The 18,196-nt window shown below is 62.2% G+C and carries 14 protein-coding genes and 1 tRNA gene; 9 read left to right on the forward strand and 6 right to left on the reverse strand.

All coding sequences use genetic code 11. From position 1 onward, the window contains the following. Positions 1 to 9: 9 nt before the first annotated feature. A complete protein-coding gene (locus QZ650_RS07830; protein ID WP_292516928.1) occupies positions 10 to 333 on the forward strand; it encodes a hypothetical protein in 324 nt (107 codons plus the stop codon). Here QZ650_RS07830 and QZ650_RS07835 read toward each other — a convergent pair. Both QZ650_RS07835 and QZ650_RS07840 read right to left on the reverse strand, forming a co-directional pair. Beyond that, positions 239 to 2,080: a YgiQ family radical SAM protein gene (locus QZ650_RS07835; protein WP_292516925.1), complete on the reverse strand. Its 1,842-nt coding sequence runs from the start codon at positions 2,078 to 2,080 to the stop codon at positions 239 to 241. The genes QZ650_RS07830 and QZ650_RS07835 overlap by 95 nt on opposite strands. Then, positions 2,077 to 2,526 carry a DUF296 domain-containing protein gene (locus tag QZ650_RS07840; protein ID WP_292516920.1) on the reverse strand — a complete coding sequence of 150 codons (450 nt, stop codon included), beginning with the start codon at positions 2,524 to 2,526 and terminating at the stop codon, positions 2,077 to 2,079. Before QZ650_RS07840 ends, QZ650_RS07835 begins: the two co-directional genes overlap by 4 nt. A 125-nt stretch (positions 2,527 to 2,651) precedes the next feature. On the opposite strand from QZ650_RS07840, the gene QZ650_RS07845 reads away from it, so the two are divergent. From QZ650_RS07845 to QZ650_RS07860, 4 genes are all read left to right on the forward strand, one after another. Continuing rightward, positions 2,652 to 3,785, forward strand: a complete 1,134-nt coding sequence (locus QZ650_RS07845) for an acyltransferase (RefSeq protein ID WP_292516917.1) — start codon at positions 2,652 to 2,654, stop codon at positions 3,783 to 3,785. A gap of 532 nt (positions 3,786 to 4,317) precedes the next feature. Next, positions 4,318 to 5,319 carry a hypothetical protein gene (locus tag QZ650_RS07850; protein ID WP_292516915.1) on the forward strand — a complete coding sequence of 334 codons (1,002 nt, stop codon included), beginning with the start codon at positions 4,318 to 4,320 and terminating at the stop codon, positions 5,317 to 5,319. A gap of 120 nt (positions 5,320 to 5,439) precedes the next feature. Beyond that, entirely contained in the window at positions 5,440 to 6,633 is a 1,194-nt protein-coding gene (locus QZ650_RS07855) for a hypothetical protein (protein ID WP_292516912.1), read from the forward strand. A 324-nt stretch (positions 6,634 to 6,957) separates the two neighbouring features. Then, the gene (locus tag QZ650_RS07860; protein WP_292516909.1) at positions 6,958 to 8,259 is read left to right on the forward strand and encodes a hypothetical protein; all 1,302 of its coding nucleotides are present in this window, start codon (positions 6,958 to 6,960) and stop codon (positions 8,257 to 8,259) included. Positions 8,260 to 8,325: 66 nt separating this feature from the next. Here the strand turns inward: QZ650_RS07860 and QZ650_RS07865 are convergent, their stop codons facing one another. Continuing rightward, positions 8,326 to 8,985, reverse strand: coding sequence for an NAD(P)/FAD-dependent oxidoreductase (locus QZ650_RS07865; RefSeq protein WP_292516906.1), 660 nt, complete (start codon positions 8,983 to 8,985; stop codon positions 8,326 to 8,328). Positions 8,986 to 9,211: 226 nt separating this feature from the next. Between QZ650_RS07865 and QZ650_RS07870 the strand changes: the two genes are divergently transcribed. Next, positions 9,212 to 9,742: an SRPBCC family protein gene (locus QZ650_RS07870; protein WP_292516902.1), complete on the forward strand. Its 531-nt coding sequence runs from the start codon at positions 9,212 to 9,214 to the stop codon at positions 9,740 to 9,742. 98 nt (positions 9,743 to 9,840) lie between these two features. On the opposite strand, the gene QZ650_RS07875 is transcribed toward QZ650_RS07870, so the two are convergent. The 3 genes from QZ650_RS07875 to serA all read right to left on the reverse strand — a co-directional run bounded on the left by QZ650_RS07875 (position 9,841) and on the right by serA (position 14,174). After that, positions 9,841 to 11,994: a beta-glucosidase gene (locus QZ650_RS07875; protein ID WP_292516899.1), complete on the reverse strand. Its 2,154-nt coding sequence runs from the start codon at positions 11,992 to 11,994 to the stop codon at positions 9,841 to 9,843. Positions 11,995 to 12,385: 391 nt separating this feature from the next. After that, positions 12,386 to 12,459, reverse strand: a tRNA-Val gene (locus QZ650_RS07880). Positions 12,460 to 12,590: 131 nt separating this feature from the next. Continuing rightward, the gene (serA, locus tag QZ650_RS07885; protein WP_292516896.1) at positions 12,591 to 14,174 is read right to left on the reverse strand and encodes a phosphoglycerate dehydrogenase; all 1,584 of its coding nucleotides are present in this window, start codon (positions 14,172 to 14,174) and stop codon (positions 12,591 to 12,593) included. A 95-nt stretch (positions 14,175 to 14,269) separates the two neighbouring features. On the opposite strand from serA, the gene ppsA reads away from it, so the two are divergent. From ppsA to hpt, 3 genes are read left to right on the forward strand one after another with little or no spacing between them, the layout of a single operon-like run. Then, positions 14,270 to 16,558 (forward strand): phosphoenolpyruvate synthase, encoded by a 2,289-nt coding sequence (ppsA, locus tag QZ650_RS07890; RefSeq protein ID WP_292516893.1) that lies wholly within the window; start codon positions 14,270 to 14,272, stop codon positions 16,556 to 16,558. Further along, positions 16,551 to 17,648, forward strand: a complete 1,098-nt coding sequence (gene mfnA / locus QZ650_RS07895; protein ID WP_292517406.1) for a tyrosine decarboxylase MfnA — start codon at positions 16,551 to 16,553, stop codon at positions 17,646 to 17,648. The genes ppsA and mfnA overlap by 8 nt, the downstream gene beginning before the upstream one ends. Next, entirely contained in the window at positions 17,641 to 18,192 is a 552-nt protein-coding gene (gene hpt, locus QZ650_RS07900; RefSeq protein WP_292516889.1) for a hypoxanthine/guanine phosphoribosyltransferase, read from the forward strand. The genes mfnA and hpt overlap by 8 nt, the downstream gene beginning before the upstream one ends. Positions 18,193 to 18,196: the final 4 nt, after the last annotated feature.

Below are 18,196 nucleotides of genomic sequence, written 5' to 3' on the forward strand. Positions count from 1 at the left end.
CCCCGGGCTATGACCTGCAGACGGAGTGTATCGGAAGTGCGCGAGTGGCGGTCGACGGCGATGAACGCGGCGAGCGACCTTGCGGGGAGGTTCGCGTTCTCCTCGCCGCCCTCTTCCGGTGGATGGCGGTCCTGCGTGATGCAGACGCTTGAGGCCGCCGTCACCCCGGGGACGACCGCCTACCTCGCGGCCTCACTCGCGGTGACGACCCTCGTCCTCCCCCGGATCCCGAACCGTTTTATCGCTGCGGCCGCCGGGTTTGTCGTGGGCTCGGTCCTCCGCGGGGAACCCTGCCCCGCGCCGGAACAAGACATCTCCACGCGTTCCCGATGAGGTCCTCCCTCCCGGCCGCACGGAGCCCTTCGCAGACGAGCCCGTAATTCTTCGGGTCCCGGTAGTGCATGAGGGCCCGCTGGACCCTTTTCTCCCGGCCCTTCGGGACGTAGACCTCCTCAAGGGTGAAGGGATTGAGCCCGGTATGGTAGATGGTCGTCGAGATGCTCATCGGCGTCGGCGTGAAGTCCTGGACCTGCTCGGTGTAAAGACCGGTATCCCGGACGTACTCGGCAAGTTCGACCATATCGGCGATCCGGCATCCGGGGTGGCCGGACATGAGGTAGGGGACGAGATACTGCCGCTTCTTCTTTCCTCCCTGGAGGGTCTCGAACCGTTCCCGAAAGGCATCGAAGACAGCGCGGGAGGGTTTTCCCATGCAGGTGGAGACCCGGTCCGAGATGTGTTCGGGGGCGACCTTGAGGTGGCCGGAGACGTGGTGCTCGCAGACCTCTGCGAGGTACTCCCCGTCCTCCGGACCGATCAGGTCGTAGCGGATGCCTGAGGCGATGAAGACTCGTTTCACTCCCGGTATCTCCCGGAGGCGCCGGAGCAGGCGGAGTTGCTCCTTGTGGCTGCGGTCGAGCGCGGTGCAGTCGATACAGCGCCGGTCGGGGCATGTCCCGGCGGTCTCCCATTGGCCGCAGTGGATGGCGTACATATTCGCTGTCGGCCCGCCGACGTCCTGGACAACGCCCGTGAACTCCGGCATCGCCGCCATCCGCTCGACCTCGCGGACGATCGAGTCCACGCTCCGGCTCTGGATGATCCGCCCCTGGTGGTGGGTGAGGGCGCAGAATGAGCAGGAGCCGAAACACCCCCGGTGGGTGACGACCGAGAACCTGACCGGTTCAAGCGCGGGGATGGGTTCGGTGTAGGAGGGGTGGGCCCTTCGCGCGTAGGGGAGTTCGTAGATCCGGTCGAGTTCGCTGCCCGCAAGCGGTATCGCCGGCGGGTTCTGGACGACGACGGTCTTGGGGTGCGGCTGAGCCACAGGACGGCCTCTGAAGGGGTCCTGCTCATTGTAGTGGAGGGCAAACGCCCTTGCGTAGGCATACCGGTCCTCTTTGACTTCCGGGTATCCGGGAAGGACAACGTAGCCGGACTGGTCCATGCTCCGCCAGGCCTTCTTCTCGACCCGGTAGGCGGTGCCGGGGATGTCGGTGAGGGAGCCGACCGCCTTCCCGGCAGCGAGCCTCCTTGCGATCGCGACCACCTGCTGCTCGCCCATCCCGAAGACGAGGAGGTCGGCGGGGGCATCGGCGAGGATGGACTGCCGGACTGAATCGGACCAGTAGTCATAGTGGGCGAACCGCCGGAGGCTCGCCTCGATCCCGCCGATGACGATGGGGGTTCCCGGGAAGAGGGCGTGGACCCGGTCGGTGTAGACAAGGGTCGCCCGATCGGGTCGGAGGAGTCTTCCCCCGGGGGAGTAGACGTCCGAACTCCGGCGCTTCAGGTTCGGGGTAAAGGCGTTCACCAGTGAGTCGACGTTCCCGGCCGAGACTGAGAAGAAGAGCCGGGGCTCGCCGAGGCGCCTGAAATCAGCGTCGCCTTTCCAGTCCGGCTGGGCGATGACGCCGACCGAGTAGCCGGCATCCCAGAGCACCCGGCCGAGGAGCGCGGTCCCGAAGGAGGGGTGGTCGACGTAGGCGTCCCCGGAGATGAGGATGATATCGAACCGGTCGATGCCGAGGCTTTCCGCCTCCGCAACCGTCATGGGGAGGAACCCGGGTTCGCCGGTCATGGGAGTACCCGGTCAAAAACCGGCAGATCGACGCCGATCTCCTCGTCCGGGAGCCGTCGTGCAGAGATGCCGAGGAACTCCATGATGACCGCTTCGACGACCACGTAGACCTCTGCCTTCTCCCGGAGGCACCCGGCGAGCGACCGTATCCCTTTCCCCGCCGCCGTATGCATGTGGATGGACGGGCCCTCCTCGCCCGGGTAGATGGTGCCGACCCCGAGGAGCTCCCAGCCCCCGAAGATCTCCTCGCCCCGTGGTGACGGCGGGATGACCGGCTCCTTTGGCCCCGTCACAATCTTTGCGGATCTCACGGCGCCGAGGAAGTGTATCATGCCGCTCTGGATGTTCATCGCCGCGACGAACCGCTCGATCTCCCTGATGAAGTCTTCTCCGTCGTCGATCCGGACGGAAAAGACCCTGCCGACCTGTCCTTCAGAGTACTGCATGGACTCAACTCTCAAGATAGATGGTCTCTTTTGGTATTATAGTGCTTGACCGGTGGCCGGTGCAGGGGTTCATATATGCGGGCCATCAACGCTTTATGCCCACCGGCGGGCAAGGAGTGTGACTTTTGGCGGTCTGGTTCCGGGAGGTCGAGTACATGCGGGGGTTCGCCGCCCTCGCCGTGATCGCCGTCCACATATCGATGAACTACACCCGGATCCCCGGCGTGAACCTGCTTGCCCTCCTCGACGTCTTCATCTACATCGCCGCCCACTTCGCGGTGCCGGTCTTCATCTTTATATCCGGGTGGGTGCTTGCGGCGCGGTATGCCGGTGATTACCCGATCCGGGAGTTCTATCGCCGCCGGGCAAAGACGATCCTCATCCCCTATCTCTTCTTCACGGCCCTCTATCTTATGGTGAACGTGGAGGGGGCGATCGGGTTTGCCGGCGTGCCCACGCCCGATGCGGTGGCAGAAGCCCTTCTCCTCGGGACCGCCGCCTACCATCTCTGGTTCTTCGCGCTGATCATCCAGCTCTACCTCCTCTACCCGCTGATCGCCCGTGGCTACGACCGGCTCGACCGTGTCGGGGCGGGGCTCTTCCTCCTCTTCTCGCTCCTCATCATCCAGGTCCTCTGGAACGCGGGTGCCCATCTGGCGGGGGCGTTTGCCGGCACTGAATGGTACACGGTGCTGATCCGTCTCTTTCCCTCGCACCTCTTCTATTTCGTCCTCGGGATCCACGTCGCCCGGCATACCGACCGATCCCGGTCGATGCTCCGGTCCTTACCGGGAGCCGGGGTTCTTGCTGCGGCCAGCGGAGGGGCTCTTCTCCTCGGGGGGATCTGGATGGCGAGCGTCATCATCTCCGGGAGCCTCACCAGCACAACGCTCGCGGTCTTCTGCATCTACCGTCTCCTCGAACCCCTTTACTACGTCCCGGTAATCGCCGCGCTCGTCCTCGCGGCCTGGCGTCTGGAGGAGACCGTCGGCCGGCCTGCGGCCCTCTCCCGGTCGTTTGGCGAGCACTCCTACGGGATCTACCTCATCCACCCGCTCATCATCGCCGCCGGCGCGAGTATCTGGGCCTCCCTCACCGGGTTGTCATGGGCGGACTGGCTGACCTACCCGGTGCTCTTTCTCGGGACGGCGGTGGTGAGTTACGGGGTGGTGCGGGGGGTGTCGGGGGTCCCCTACGCCGGATACCTGTTCGGGGAGTCACGGGTGCGGCGGGGGCCGGGGCAATCCGGCGGTGTGTGACTTCACCCGGATACCTCTATATCAAAAAGGTTATGTTTTTAAATAATGGTGAATGCTCCCCCGTTTTAAAATCAGCACTTTCGACAAACCCTGTGAGTCAGGATATCTGGACAATACTGCCCCCTGAATTCTCTACCCTGTTACACCGCCAAATCCCACTTATTCTTCGAGAACTCGTCTAAATGGGTGATCTTTATTTTTATGATTCTATCCATATACTCTGGCTCTCCAGAACCGACCATTACCGCCGCAAGCCATCCTTAACACTCCTCCGTATATCTGAATGTGGGATAACTATATATATGATAATAGGTATCTCTAGGTCACGGTAGTTGCCAAGGCCAGCCGGGTGGGGAAGAGAACAGAATGCCGATGGGCACCCGGCCGGCCGATGAGGCAAGGCCATCCTGGTCCCCGGGAAAGAGCCGCACTACTGTGCCAGGTGGCCCGTCTCGCAAACCACCGCCTGGAAGCCTAACTACGGAGGAATGACATGAACTTTCGAGCACCGTTAGGTATCGTTACCGCGGTTATGATGATACTGGCAGTCATGGTTCTGCCGGTATCGGCGGCAGTTTCGCCGCAGGATGTTGACACGAAGGCTAAGATTGCGACGGGGGGAGGGTGCGCTCCCATTGTGCTCGCAAAATGGGAGGCCGACACAACTGGCTGCCTGGAAGACGGCGATCCGACACACGCTATCAATGGAAGTCAGTTCCTGCCCCCAGTAACATATGACGGTAAGAAGACTATTAAGTATTACTCTATCGTCTACGATGAGGAAGAGAACGGCAACGTGAATGTCGTTTCCTGGGATATCTTCCAGCCGAACAACTGCTGGGGCAACGGTGCATTTGTGTACCAGGTGATGGGCGAGAAGATCACCAACAAGGCTGAGGCTGTTGCTCTCTTCCAGGCGGCTGTGGACGCCAATCTCGTGGAGTTCGATGACGAGTACGACGCAAACCTCATCCTCACCGAGTACCTCGAGAAGGGCACTGCCGCTCTCTGGGTTGGCCAGTCAGATCTTTGCTACTGTTCTCCTGCCGGTGACTACCGCGTCGAGGCGTTCGCCGTCGACCACAACAACAACTGGGCCTGCGCGCTGGAGAACACCTTCTGCTACGTGCCCGTCACTGCCTTTGACATCGACTTCTGCACGGTCAACTACGGGTCCGTGAACATCAACGAGCCCAAGTGGATTGCAGGCAACACCATCTTCTCTGAGAACGATGGCAGGCCGACCGTCCGGAACATCGGCAACACCTACATGCAGGTCACCGTCGAGCAGGACGACATGCAGCTCGGGGAGAGCCTGAACGGCTGGAACGTCAAGTGGGGAGCCCGTATGGGCAACGATGACGCCAACGCGGTCTACTACGACCCCGAAGGATGCGCTACCCTGCCCAACTACCTCGGCCTCTGCGGCCAGGATGAGCTTGACTTCTCCATCGAGGTCTACAAGGGAACCACCGGTGAGAAGTGCGGCACGATGACCCTCGGTGCCGAGATCTGGGAGTGCTGCCCCGCGTAAGTCGTCGGGCATCTAGTGTAGGTTGTGACTATTTGCCGGTTATGCGCCGATCCCCGGCGCAACGACCGGTTTTATGACTGCGATACGCAGCCAGAGATTACAGAGGAAAAAGGAGAGGCGATGAATCTGAGAAGAAGGGTGGCGATGGTTGCCGTCATCGTAATGGTGGCGGTGATCATCTGCCAGCCCGTGAGTGCTGCAGGCATAGCCGTCGGACCATCCAGCCAGACGATCGAGAACGCGCTGCGCGGAGGGTCCTTTGAACGGTCGCTGACCGCCTTCAACCCGTCTGACACGGGCTTTGAAGTGGCTTTTAAGACCGAAGGTTCCGCAGGGGACTGGATCCGGTTCTCCACCCTCGCGAGCGAGAAGGAGATCCAGCAGGTCTACGTCCCGAAGAAAGGCCAGACTCCTGTCCTGATGCGGGTGACGGTCCCCGACGATGCGGCGAACGGCCGTTATACGGCAACCATCATCGTTGAGACGCTTCCCGGTGAAGAAGTGCCGGGCTCGGTGGGGATGATCCTGCGTGCGACATCCACACTGGAGATCACAGTAACCGATGTCGAGAAGGCCTCGGGTGCAGTCACGAGCATCGTGGTGAGGGATACCGAGGTGGATGTCCCGGCGGCCATTGAGGTCGGTTTCAAGAACACCGGGAATGTCGTCGTAACCCCTGAGATCACCGCCGTCATATCACGTGACGGATCGGTCCTTGACACTGTGACCTGGACCGAGACGCCGGTTCGGCCGGGGATTACGGAATCGATAGTGGTCCATTGGCCTAACGAGGGATTTGCTGCCGGGGCCTGTCAGGCGAACGTGACGGTTTCGCTCCGTGGTGAGGTGCTGGTGGACGAGGGTCGTACCTTCAATATCCTGCCGCTAGGGTCCCTGACCCGACAGGGTGAACTGACCGAACTCACGTATGACGGAGCGCTCGTTGTCGGCCAGCCGATCAAGGTCACAGGGGTCTTCAAGAACTCGGGATCTATCGCGACAAGAGCCAAGTTATCCGGTGAGGTTTACCGGGGAGGCAGCCTTATCGATGTGGTATCCAGCGATGAAATGACCGTTCTGGTCTTCTCCGAGGACCTTCTGACGGCGTACTACACTCCGAAGGAGCCGGGAGACTACACGATGAAGACCCGTGCTGTCTTTGAGGGTAAGACGACCGATTCAAAGGATATAGCCTTTAGCGTCCAGCCCGATTCGTCAGGTCTGAGTCTGCCGCTCTCCCCGGTCCCGGTTGCTGCAGCGCTCGCGTTCATCTACCTCTTCGCAATGGGAAGCCGTGATCGCAAGAAACGGTGACCGACAGCCCGTGCGTTTTGCACGGATGCGGTCCCCTTTACAGAAAAGAGGCAATTGATGACGAGGATTATAAAAGGGATCGCGATATTCCTCGCGATCTTCCTGATTTCAGTCTCCATCGTGCCGGTATTTGCAGGTTCGCCTGTGAATATCTCTGAGGATCCCCTTACCGAGGATACCCCGGGAACTGAGACCGGTGCCGGAGAAACCGGCAACAGCAATCTGCTGCCGGATGGGCCTCTTGTGGAACCGACTACCTCCGGTGAGGATTCGTCTGATCCGGATGAAGACTCTTTGAATTCTGATGGTTCGTCCGATGATGAGATGGACGATACGTCTTTAGAGGGCGACCAACCCGGGGAGACACCTGCCCCGGAAGCAGACGTGACCCCGACATCCACGTATCAGCCTGAAGAGACGACGATGCCTGTCGATCCGACTCCGTCAGTAACCACAGAGCCAACTCCTGCGGTGACTGTGGACCCGACCCCGACAGCAACTGTTGATCCGACTCCTACGACGACCGTCGATCCGACCCCATCAGCAACCCTGGATCCGACTCCTACGGTGACTGTGGATCCGACATCAACGACGACCGCCGGGCCGGATTCAGGCAACGAGACGTCCGGGAACACTACGGTGCTCAATGAATCGACACCGGTCCCGACGAACTCCACCGACCCGTTCCCTCTACTCAACGCCACGCCGGGTCCCGGAATCGCCGAGAATGAGTCCACGGGCTCGTCGCCCGGGGACAGTACTCTCGGGGAGGTCCCCTCTCGTATGACCGTGCTCTGCATCTGGGAGCAACTTGATCCCGCTGCTGGTTCGCTCGACGATGACCCGGTCCAGCCGGGAAGTCAGTTCTTGCCTCCCTGTGCCTACGGGGCTACAGAGACCGTGCAGATCCGCGCGGTTATTGCCGGGGGCGGTGCGGCACCCTACCCGGTCGTGGCTGAGGTAACGTTGCCCGATGGTTCAGCCTTCTCTCAGATCAACCTGACTTCTCAGGACTCCCCGGTGGGTGCACTCGAGGCGGCTTCGACCGCCGGGCTGATCACCTACGCTCAGCACACGAGCCTCAATGACGTTGTACGCGCCCTGGAGGAGGACAGTGCCACGGTCTATGCAGGCGAGGTTGACCTCTCGTTTTGCGAGGCGCCCGGCGACTACCACGTCGTGGTGCGGGTCCTGTCTGATGAGGAAGACCCGGCCGAGCAGTCGCTTGCAAGCATCTTTACGTACGTGCCGACAGCATCGTTTGAGATCGACTTTGCCGCGGTGAACTACGGAACCGTTGAACAGGGGATCGATGCCTGGGTCCGGGGTGACACCGTGTTCGGGACGGCACAGTACCCGACGGTGAGAAACACCGGCAACGTGCCGGTGAGTATCATCATCACCCAGGATGACATGGGGCTTGACGATTCTGTCGTCTATACGGCAAAACTTGGTAACGACGGCACTCTCGTCACCTTCGGGCCGATGGAGGAGGTAACGCTTCCCGGCGCCGTGCCGGTGAATGAAGCAACACCGCTCTCGCTCGCCCTCAAGATTTCCAGCGGCGAGGGCACACCGTATGGCAAACTCCGGGTCAGTTGCACCCCCGTAACGGGGGAGAACTGATCCGGTGCCCTCTTTTTGGGATTCGCTTCGTCCGGCAGGTTGCCGGACGACGCCTCTCCAGGCAGTTCAGAGCACTGCTTCTTTGAACTTATCGAAACCGACCCGCTCGATCGTCGCTCCCAGGCGTTCGGGGGCCTGCCCGTTCTCCCGGTAGAACGCGATGACCTTCCTTGCCAGCGCCACAGCCTGATCCTCCGTCAGCCCCTGGGCGAGCTCCTGACCTATCTTTGCCGTCCCGCCGCCTTTGCCGCCAACGACCGCCATGAATCCGTCATCGGTGCCGACGAACCCGAGGTCTCTCATCCAGGGGTCGCTGCAGCAATTGGAACAGCCTGAGACGGCCATCTTGAACTTGGCGGGCGCCAGTTTGCCATAGAACTCTTTGTCGAGGGCAAATCCAAGTCCCGGGCTGTCCTGTTTGGCGCGCTTGCACGATCGAGTCCCGGGGCACATCTGGATGCTCCGTATGGTCAGGCCGATGGCCCTGGAACTGTCGGCGAATTCAGCCCATGCTGCATCAAGATCCTCTTCCTGTATGCCGACGATGATCATCCTCTGGGTGCCCGTGAGTTTCACGAACTTCGCACCGTACTTCTCCGCCACATCGGCGATCTTTCTTAAGAATGCAGGTTCGACGAAGCCTCCGGGGATATGAGGCGCGATCGAGAACGTCTCAAGGTCTCTCTGGACAATCGCTCCTTTTGCAGGAATGTTTACTTTTGCCATGGTTTTAACCAACCTTCCAATATTCTACAATCATCATTACGTCTAGTTATAGTGTGTGAATTGTGTCCGGGGTTACTCCCTGACGCTCTTTGAGTTCGCCGTTTGATATCGCCCGGAACAAAGCCGCCATCCTCTTACCGAGTCATTCCTGCGGCGGCTCTGCAGCACGGCGGGTAACCTATAACACAGATGAAGTCAGTGAGAGGGGCGAAAGGAGATGGATAGAATGGCAGAGCAATCACGAAGAAGTGGCGAGCAGGCCTTAAAAGAGAGGAACCCCACCCGGATCACTGCAGAACCCGGGAAACAGGAACTGGTCGTCGTCCGGGAGTTCGACGCCCCGCGAGAACTCGTCTTCCGGGCCCACACCGACCCGAAACTCTATGAGCAGTGGATCGGCCCGCGGGGTTATAGCACGAGGATAGAGACGTTTGAGGCCCGGAGCGGGGGCAGCTGGCGGTATATCCAGACGGACAAGGAGGGGAACGAGTACGGGTTCCACGGGGTGAACCATGATGTGACGCCGCCCGAGCGGATCATCCAGACCTTCGAGTTCGAGGGGCTCCCGGAGTCCGGCCATGTCATCCTCGAGGAAGGGAAGTTCGACGAACTGCCCGGCAACCGGACGCGATTCACCGGCCGGTCGGTCTTCCTCTCGGTGGAGGACCGCGACGGGATGATGCAGTCCGGTATGGAGGAGGGCATGAAGGACTCCTACTCACGGCTCGACGAGCTCCTGGAGAAATTGCAGAAGTAGGGGCCGTCGGTGCGTATCCCGGTGCCCCGTGGTGGGTGGCGGTCACGGCGTCGATGGACTTCGCCTGCTCTGCCGGCATGTCGCCGTTACCCGGGCCCTCAACTCCCAAACAGCCTCGTGGATAACCGGGTATCACCTGTCAATACCGGATCCGTGGCAGATCTCCCGACCGCCACCCGGTGTGTTCCTTCTGCAATGCGCCACCTGCCGGTCTCGCCGTCGAACCGTGCAAGCAGGCGGGGATCGGCCTCGATCGTCACCTGCTGTCTCTCACCCGGCCCGAGCAGGACGCGCTGGAATCCGATAAGCCGCATCCGCCTCTCACCCGCTGCCTCCGTCAGGTACACCTGCGGCACGTCCGCACCCTCGCGTTCGCCGGTGTTCGTCACGGTGAACCTCGCCGTGATCGTCTCGCCGCCGCCGACCGCAAGATCGCTGTAGGCAAACGTCGTGTAACTCAACCCGTGGCCGAAGGGGAAGAGCGGCGTAGTACCCGTCTTTGCGAACCAGCGGTAGCCGACCTCCGCGCCTTCATCGTAACGGACGGTGATCGGTGTACCCCAGGGCGTGCCGAGGCCGGGCAGATCCGGCCTCGGAGTCCGGGCGAGGTCGGCCGGGAAGGTGATCGGGAGACGGCCGGAGGGGTTCACCGTCCCGGTGAGCACCTCGGCGATCGCCTGCCCGCCGGCCTGTCCTGGATACCACGCCTGGACGACTGCCTTCACCTTATCCAGCCACGGCATCGCGACCGGGTTGCCGGTCTCCAGCACCACGACGGTCTTCGGGTTGGCGGACGCCACGGCCTCGATGACGGCGTCCTGGCCCCAGGGCAGCGAGAGATCGGCGAGGTCGAAGCCTTCGCCCTCGACGCGGATCCCGAAGACGATGACGACGTCCGAGCGTCGTGCGAGCAGGGCCGCCTCCGCCGGCGTCTGTCCGGGGTCGAACTCGATCTCCGCCGAGGGCAGGAGGCTCTTCAGCTCCTCAAGAGGCGACGACGGGAGAAGGTAGAGGTTCCGTGCGCGCCCCAGCGGCCCCGGGCCGCCGATCTTGACGATACCCGCATACCCACCCACCGGGAGCACCGCACCCGATCCGGTGCCGCTGGGGACACCGAGCTGCGCGTAGCCGCCGATCACAGCGATCTTGAGCGGTCTCTCGGTCGCGAGCGGCAGGATGCTGTCGTTCTTCAAGAGCACGATACCCTGCCGGGCGGTATCGAGGGCGATCTCGTTGTGCGCCTCCATGTTGACCTCGGGCGCCGGCCCCCACGAGTCGACCCCGACCGCGTAGAGCGAGCGCAGGATGCGGCGCACCATATCGGAGAGGCGCTCCTTTGGAAACCTGCCTTCGGCGTAGGCCTTCCGGAGCGGGTCCGTGAAGGGCTCCGTCTTCCAGAAGACTGTGTCTGCCTGCACGCCGGACTCCTGGTCGAGTCCGGCGAGAGCGAACTCCCACGAGGGCGTCGCGCCCCAGTCGGACATCACCCAGCCCTTATACCCCCAGGCGCCCTTGAGCACCTCGCCTAAGAGATGGCGGTTCCCGCCGGCATACTCGCCGTTGATCTTGTTGTAGCCGCTCATGATCGCGCCGGGCTGCGAACGCTCGATCGCGATCTGGAACGCGAGCAGGTCGGACTCGCGGTGCGCCGAAGGATCGATGATCGCATCCAGCCAGTGCCGGTTGGTCTCGTTGCAGTTGAGCGAGTAGTGCTTGAGCGTCGATATGACACCCTGGCTCTGGATGCCGCTTACCGCCCCGGCGCCGAGGACGGCGGTGAGGAGCGGGTCCTCGGAGTAGTACTCGAAGTTGCGGCCGTTGCGCGGGTCGCGGGCGAGGTTGATCCCGCCGGCCAGCACGATGTTGAACCCCCGGATCCGGGCCTCGCGGCCGAGCAGCACGCCGCCGGCGCGGGCGAGGTCCGGGTTGAAACTCGACCCGACGACGATGGAAGCCGGCAGCGCGGTTGCGCCCGTATCGTCGGGGCGGTACCCGGGGTTGGTGATGCCCATGCTGGCATCGCTCGATCGCAACGCCGGGACGCCGAGCCGCGGCACGCCGGGCGTGTAACCGGCGCTCATGGCCACATCCTCCGGGATGCGCTCATCCCGGACTTTAATGATGCCGCCGGTGGCGCCCATGATGCTGATGATCATTGAGAACCGCTCGTCGTCGGTCATCCTCTGTTCGGTCTCGGCCGCCCGGGAATCGGCCGTCTTTTGCCCGGGCTCAAGCACCTGCGCGGTGGTCACCTCTTCTCCCCCTCCCGGCATTCCCCCGTCCGTCAAGCGGGGAACCGTGCCGCGGTGAGGGACGACGCTGGTGATAAATGTTCGTGTGAGACAGGGATCCGATCTCGACGTCAGTGGTGAGCGGTCGCGGCGGGACTGTCGGGTGACTGCACGCCCCATCATCCGGCTCCTGGCCGGAGCATGGCACGGAGTGAGTAAAAACTGCGGGAAAAACTGCGCGTGGACAGCCGGCAAAAAACCCGGTGGGATGCGGGGGCCGCGGATCATGCTCCGGGGAAGGCACAATCGTCCATGTGGCGAGAGGCATGAAAATACTGGATTTATCAGCCCTTTCCAGGGATGCATCTCCGGGGAAAGGACTTCAAGAAATCAATCGTTTCAAAAACGGTGATGGGCTCGCTGAGATTCGAACTCAGGACCTCCGCCATGTCAAGGCGACGTCATAACCAGCTAGACCACGAGCCCGTGTCTGCCCGACGATCAATAAGGTTGGTGTCGCGGGTATAAATATATTTCCTGTCCGTGTAAGGCCGGTTCGTGCCGGCTCCTCCTCATCGGGGGCCGGCACGCGGCATAAAGTGGGGGTGATTGACCGATCAGATCTCGGCGTGCTTCGCCGTGTGGATCCCGTCGATCTTCTTGATCTCTTCCATTGCGTCGGCCGGCACCGCGGAGTCGACCGTGAGGACCATCAGCGCCTCTTCGCCGGGCTTGTGCCGCCCGACCTGCATCCCCGCGATGTTCACGTTCACCTGACCAAGGATCGTCGCGGCCTTGCCGATGACGCCCGGTTTGTCGGTGTGGCGGGAGATGACCACGTGGCCGGTCGGGGTCAGGTCGGTCAGGTAGCCGCCGATGCTCACGATCCGCGCGTGGTCCGGGGCCGAGACGCTGCCGCTCACCGATTCGGCCATCTTATCGGTCTTTGCGGTGATGCTGATCATGTTCTTGAAGCCGTGCGCCTCTTCGGTGGTGGTCTCGCTCAGCCGGATGCCGCGCTCCTTTGCGACGAACTCCGCGTTCACGAAGTTGACCGGCGCCTGCAGGATCGGGTCGAGCATACCCTTCAGGATGACCCGGGTGATGAACTTCGTGTTCGGCAGAGCCGCCGCTTCGCCCCCGTAGGTGATCTTGATCGACTCAAGCCTTCCCTCGATGAGCTGGATGAGGAGGCTGCCCATCTTCTGCGCGAGTGCCGCGTAGGGCTCGACCAGTGCCTGCTGCTCGGCGGGGATCATCGGCGCGTTCACGACGTACTTCGCCGCCCCGCCCGATAGAACGCTGATGCACTGGTTCGCAACCGATATCGCGACGTTCTTCTGCGCCTCGACCGTGCTTGCCCCGAGGTGCGGGGTGACGATCACCCTGTCGAGGCCGAGGATGGGCGAGTCCGTCGGCGGCTCGTTCTCAAAGACATCGAGCGCCGCACCGGCGACCTTGCCGCTCGCGATCGCGTCCGCAAGCGCCTGCTCATCGATGATCCCGCCGCGGGCGCAGTTGATCAGCCGGACGCCGTCCTTCATCGTGGCGATCGTCTCTGCGTTGATGACGTGGCGGGTCTCCTTGATCAGGGGCGTGTGGACCGTGATCACGTCCGCCCTCCGGAAGAGTTCATCGAGCGGAACCATCTCAACGCCGAGGGTTGCGGCACGCTCCTTTGTGATGAAGGGGTCGTAGGCGATGCATTTCATCTCCAGCGCCTGCGCACGCTTCGCCACCTCGCGCCCGATTCGCCCAAATCCCATGATGCCGAGGATCTTGTCGTTCAACTCGACTCCCATGAACTTCGAGCGCTTCCACTCGCCCTTCTTCAGCGATGCCGTCGCCTGGGGGATATTGCGTGCGAGGGAGAGCATCATCGCCATCGTGTGTTCCGTGGCCGCGAGCGTGTTTCCTTCAGGTGCGTTCGCGACGACGATACCCCTGCGTGTCGCCGCTTCCGTATCGATATTGTCGACCCCGGCGCCGGCACGGCCGATGAACTTGAGTTTCTCTCCCGCATCGATGACCCGTGCAGTAACCTCGGTCCCCGAGCGCACCAGCAGGGCATCGTAGTTTTTGATAATAGCAACGAGTTGATCCTCGGTTAGCCCGGTGTTGACATCCACGTCGCTGAATTCTTTCAGGATGTCAATCCCTTCCTCTGCCAGCGGGTCGCTGACCAGCACTCTATATTTCACAGTTCAACCCATATTTGATACGACATCATGTGTATTGATGCTTTTTCCTCCCAAATCTTATTAGTAATGGTGAGAAGTATATGTGTGGTGCGAGCATGAAGGAAATGCCCAATGTTCTGTGGCTCGAAGAAATAAAAAAAGAAGATATTCCCTCGGTAGGTGGAAAGGGGGCCTCTCTTGGAGAAATGACTTCGATCGGTCTCCCCGTGCCGAAAGCGTTTGTGGTGACCGCTCAGGCATTCCGCAGGTTTCTTGTAGAGACCGGGATCGAAGATACACTCTTTCGCAGACTGGAGCGCCTCGATGTCGATGACAATGGAGCGCTGGAATCCGTCTCCAGAGAGGTGCAGGACCTTGTTCTGAGTGTTGGCATTCCCGATCAGATCCACGAGGAGATCACCGACGCATACACCCGGATGGGGGCAAACGGAACGGTCGTCGCCGTCCGTTCGAGTGCCACCGCCGAAGACCTGCCGGAGGCCAGCTTTGCCGGCCAGCAGGAGACGTTTCTCAATATCCTCGGTGAAAAAGACCTCATTGACGCCGTCCAGCGGTGCTGGGCCTCGCTGTATGGCGCGCGGGCCATCTACTACCGGGCAAAGCAGGGGTTCGACGACCGGAGCGTGAACATCGCCGTCGTCGTGCAGGAACTCATTCAGTCGGAGAAGTCCGGCGTTATGTTCACCTCCCACCCCGTCACCGGCGAGCCCCTGACGATCGTGGAAGGATCCTGGGGTCTCGGGGAAGCCGTCGTCTCGGGCAGTGTCTCCCCCGACAACTACGTCTTTGACCTGCGCTCCGGGCGCGTGGTCGACCGCCTGATCGCCGAGAAGGAGATCATGATCGTGCCGGAGGGCAGGCACGGGACGAAGATCGTCGAACTCTCAAGCGAGCAGCGGGTCGCTCCCGTCCTCTCCGAAGCCGAAGTGGCGCGCCTCGCAACCCTCGGCAAGATCGCCGAGGACCACTACGGGATTCCGCAGGACATCGAGTGGGCGATCGTCGGGGACGAAGTCTTCATCCTCCAGTCCCGGCCCATCACGACGATCAAGCGGCCGGAGATCCCCCGACCCGGGGCTGCCGGAAAGCAGAAAACCGCACAGGGCGTGGTCCTCCTGGAAGGCCAGGGAGCCTCCCCCGGTGTCGCGAGCGGCCGGGTCGTGATCGTGCGGGACGTCAAGGATACGAGCGCCGTCAAGGACGGCGATATCCTGGTCACGAAGATGACCAACCCTGATATGGTACCGGCGATGCGGCGGGTCAGCGCCATCGTCACCGACGAAGGCGGGATGACCTGCCACGCGGCCATCGTGAGCCGGGAACTCGGCACCCCTGCAGTCGTCGGGAGCAAGAAAGCGACAAAGGTCTTAAAAGATGGGCAGATGATCACCGTCGACGGGGAGAAGGGGATCATCTACGATGGAACGATCGAGACCGCGGCGGTCGCCGCTCCGGCACCTGTTGCAGCAGTGGCAGCGGCCGCCCCGGTCATCACCGGCACGCTTGTCAAGGTGAACGTCTCTCTCCCTGAGGCTGCACAGCGGGCCGCCGCCACGGGTGCGGACGGTGTCGGCCTTCTGCGGATCGAGCACCTCATCCTTGGCCTTGCGAAGACCCCCGGCTGGTATATCGAGCACGGAGCGGAAGAGGAGTTCATCGGTGAGCTCTACGGCGGCATCAAGACGGTGCTCGATGCCTTCCCGGGAAAGCCCGTCTGGGTCCGGACCCTGGATGCCCCGACCGACGAGTTCAGGAACATGGAAGGCGGCGAGAACGAACCGGCCGAACACAACCCGATGCTCGGCTGGCGCGGTATCCGCCGGGACCTCAGGAGCCCCGACCAGTTCAGGATGCAGATTGAGGCCTTCAGAAGGCTCTGGGCCGCGGGCTACGACAACCTCGGTCTTATGTTCCCGCTCGTCAACCACCCGAACGAGTTCGTCCAGGCCCGGGCGATGATGGAGGAATGGGGGGTCGACGTCGAGAAGGTGACCCTCGGTGTCATGGTCGAGATCCCGAGCAGCGCCATACTGATCGAGGATTTCATCAAGGCCGGGATCCGGTTCGCTTCGTTCGGGACGAACGACCTCATCCAGTATACGCTTGCCATCGACCGGAACAACGAGAACGTCGCCGATATGTACGAGCCCGAGCACCCCGCCGTGCTCAGATTGATCGACTACGCGATCAAAGCCTGCCGCGAACACGGTGTCGAGTGTTCCATCTGCGGTCAGGCCGGATCCGATCCCAGGATGGTGGCCTGGCTTGTCGAGCACGGGATCACCAGCGTCTCCGCAAACATCGATGCCGTCCCGCGCATCCGCGAGGCCGTAGCGCGGAAAGAGCGACAGATCCTTCTTGATGCGGCGAGAAGAAATGCGTGAGCACGGGTGCCCTGAGGAAGACCTCTTCTCCTTCCTCCTGTCGAAGCGGCAGGAGGACCTTGGCTACCGGAACATCTTAAGTTCGATGTGCACGCCGCCTCACCCGGTCGCAGCGCGGGCGCACGCGATCTTCCTTGAGACCAATCTCGGCGACCCCGGACTCTTCCCCGGGACGGTCGCACTTGAGGAACTCCTTGTCCGGAGGCTCGGCACCCTGATGCACCATCCCGGCGCGGGGGGTTACGCAACGAGCGGCGGGACGGAGTCCAATATCCAGGCGTTACGGATCGCAAAGAAACTAAAACCGGTCGGGTCGCCGAACGTTGTGGTCCCGGCATCGGCCCACTTCTCGTTCCTGAAGGCCTGCGATATTCTGGGGCTTGATATGCGGGTGGCACCGCTTGATGCCGATTTCAGGATGGATGCGGAGGCGGCGGCCGGCCTTATCGATAAAAACACGGTCGCTCTCGTCAGTGTCGTCGGGACGACGGAGTATGGTATGGTCGACCCCATCGCCGCTCTCTCCGACGTGGCGCTCGACCGGGACACCTTCCTCCACATCGACGCCGCCTTCGGGGGGATGGTCGTCCCGTTCCTCGACAACCCGGTCCCGTTCGACTTCAGTCTCCCCGGCGTCTCCTCGATCTCCGTCGACCCCCACAAGATGGGGATGAGCACCATCCCGGCGGGCTGCCTCCTCACCCGCGACCCGAACTACTTCGCGTGCCTCAACGTCGAGACGCCCTACCTGACGGTGAAGCGGGAGTGCACCCTTGCCGGCACCCGGCCCGGCGCCTCGGTCGCGGCGGCCGTCGCCGTCCTCGAGTACCTCGGGATGGAGGGCATGCGGGCGGTCGTCACCGGGTGCATGGAGAATGCGCGAAGGCTGATCGAGGGGATGGAGACGCTCGGCTGCCCGAGAGCCGTGACCCCGGACGTCAACGTGGCGACGTTCTCCTGCGACCGCGCGCCCGCCGGCTGGCGGGTATCGAGGACCCGGGCTGGGCACATGCGGATCGTCTGCATGCCCCACGTCACCCGGGACGTGATCGAGAAGTTCCTGAAAGATATGAGTGATATGCATGCTTGAACGCCTTATTCAGTCGCTGGAAGCCTCCCCGGTCATGAAGCGGGGAGAGTACAACTACTTCATCAACCCGATCACCGACGGGGTGCCGCTCCTTGAACCCGCCATCCTCCGCGAGATCGGGTGCGCCATGGTGCGCTGCCTCAACCTTACGGGCGTCGATAAGATCGTCGTCTGCGAGGCGATGGGCATCCACATCGGCGTCGCCCTCTCGATGATGACCGATATCCCGCTGGTTGTCGTCCGGAAACGTCCCTACTGCCTCCAGGGGGAGGTCGCGGTGCATCAGACGACGGGCTACTCGAAGGGAGAACTCTACTTAAACGGCGTTGACGCGGGCGACCGGGTCGTGATCATCGACGACGTCTGCAGCACCGGGGGGACGCTCAGCGCCCTCATCTGCGCTATCGAGAGCACTGGCGCCGAGATCGCCGATATCTGCGTCGTCATCGGCCGGGGCGATGCTGATATCTGCCGGCCGCTCAAGACCCTGGTCAAGATCGAGGTCTCCGAGGACCGGGTGCGTGTCGTTGATACCTGTTTCTGATCTT

Source organism: Methanoculleus sp., from assembly GCF_020696975.1.
Classification (GTDB): domain Archaea; phylum Halobacteriota; class Methanomicrobia; order Methanomicrobiales; family Methanoculleaceae; genus Methanoculleus.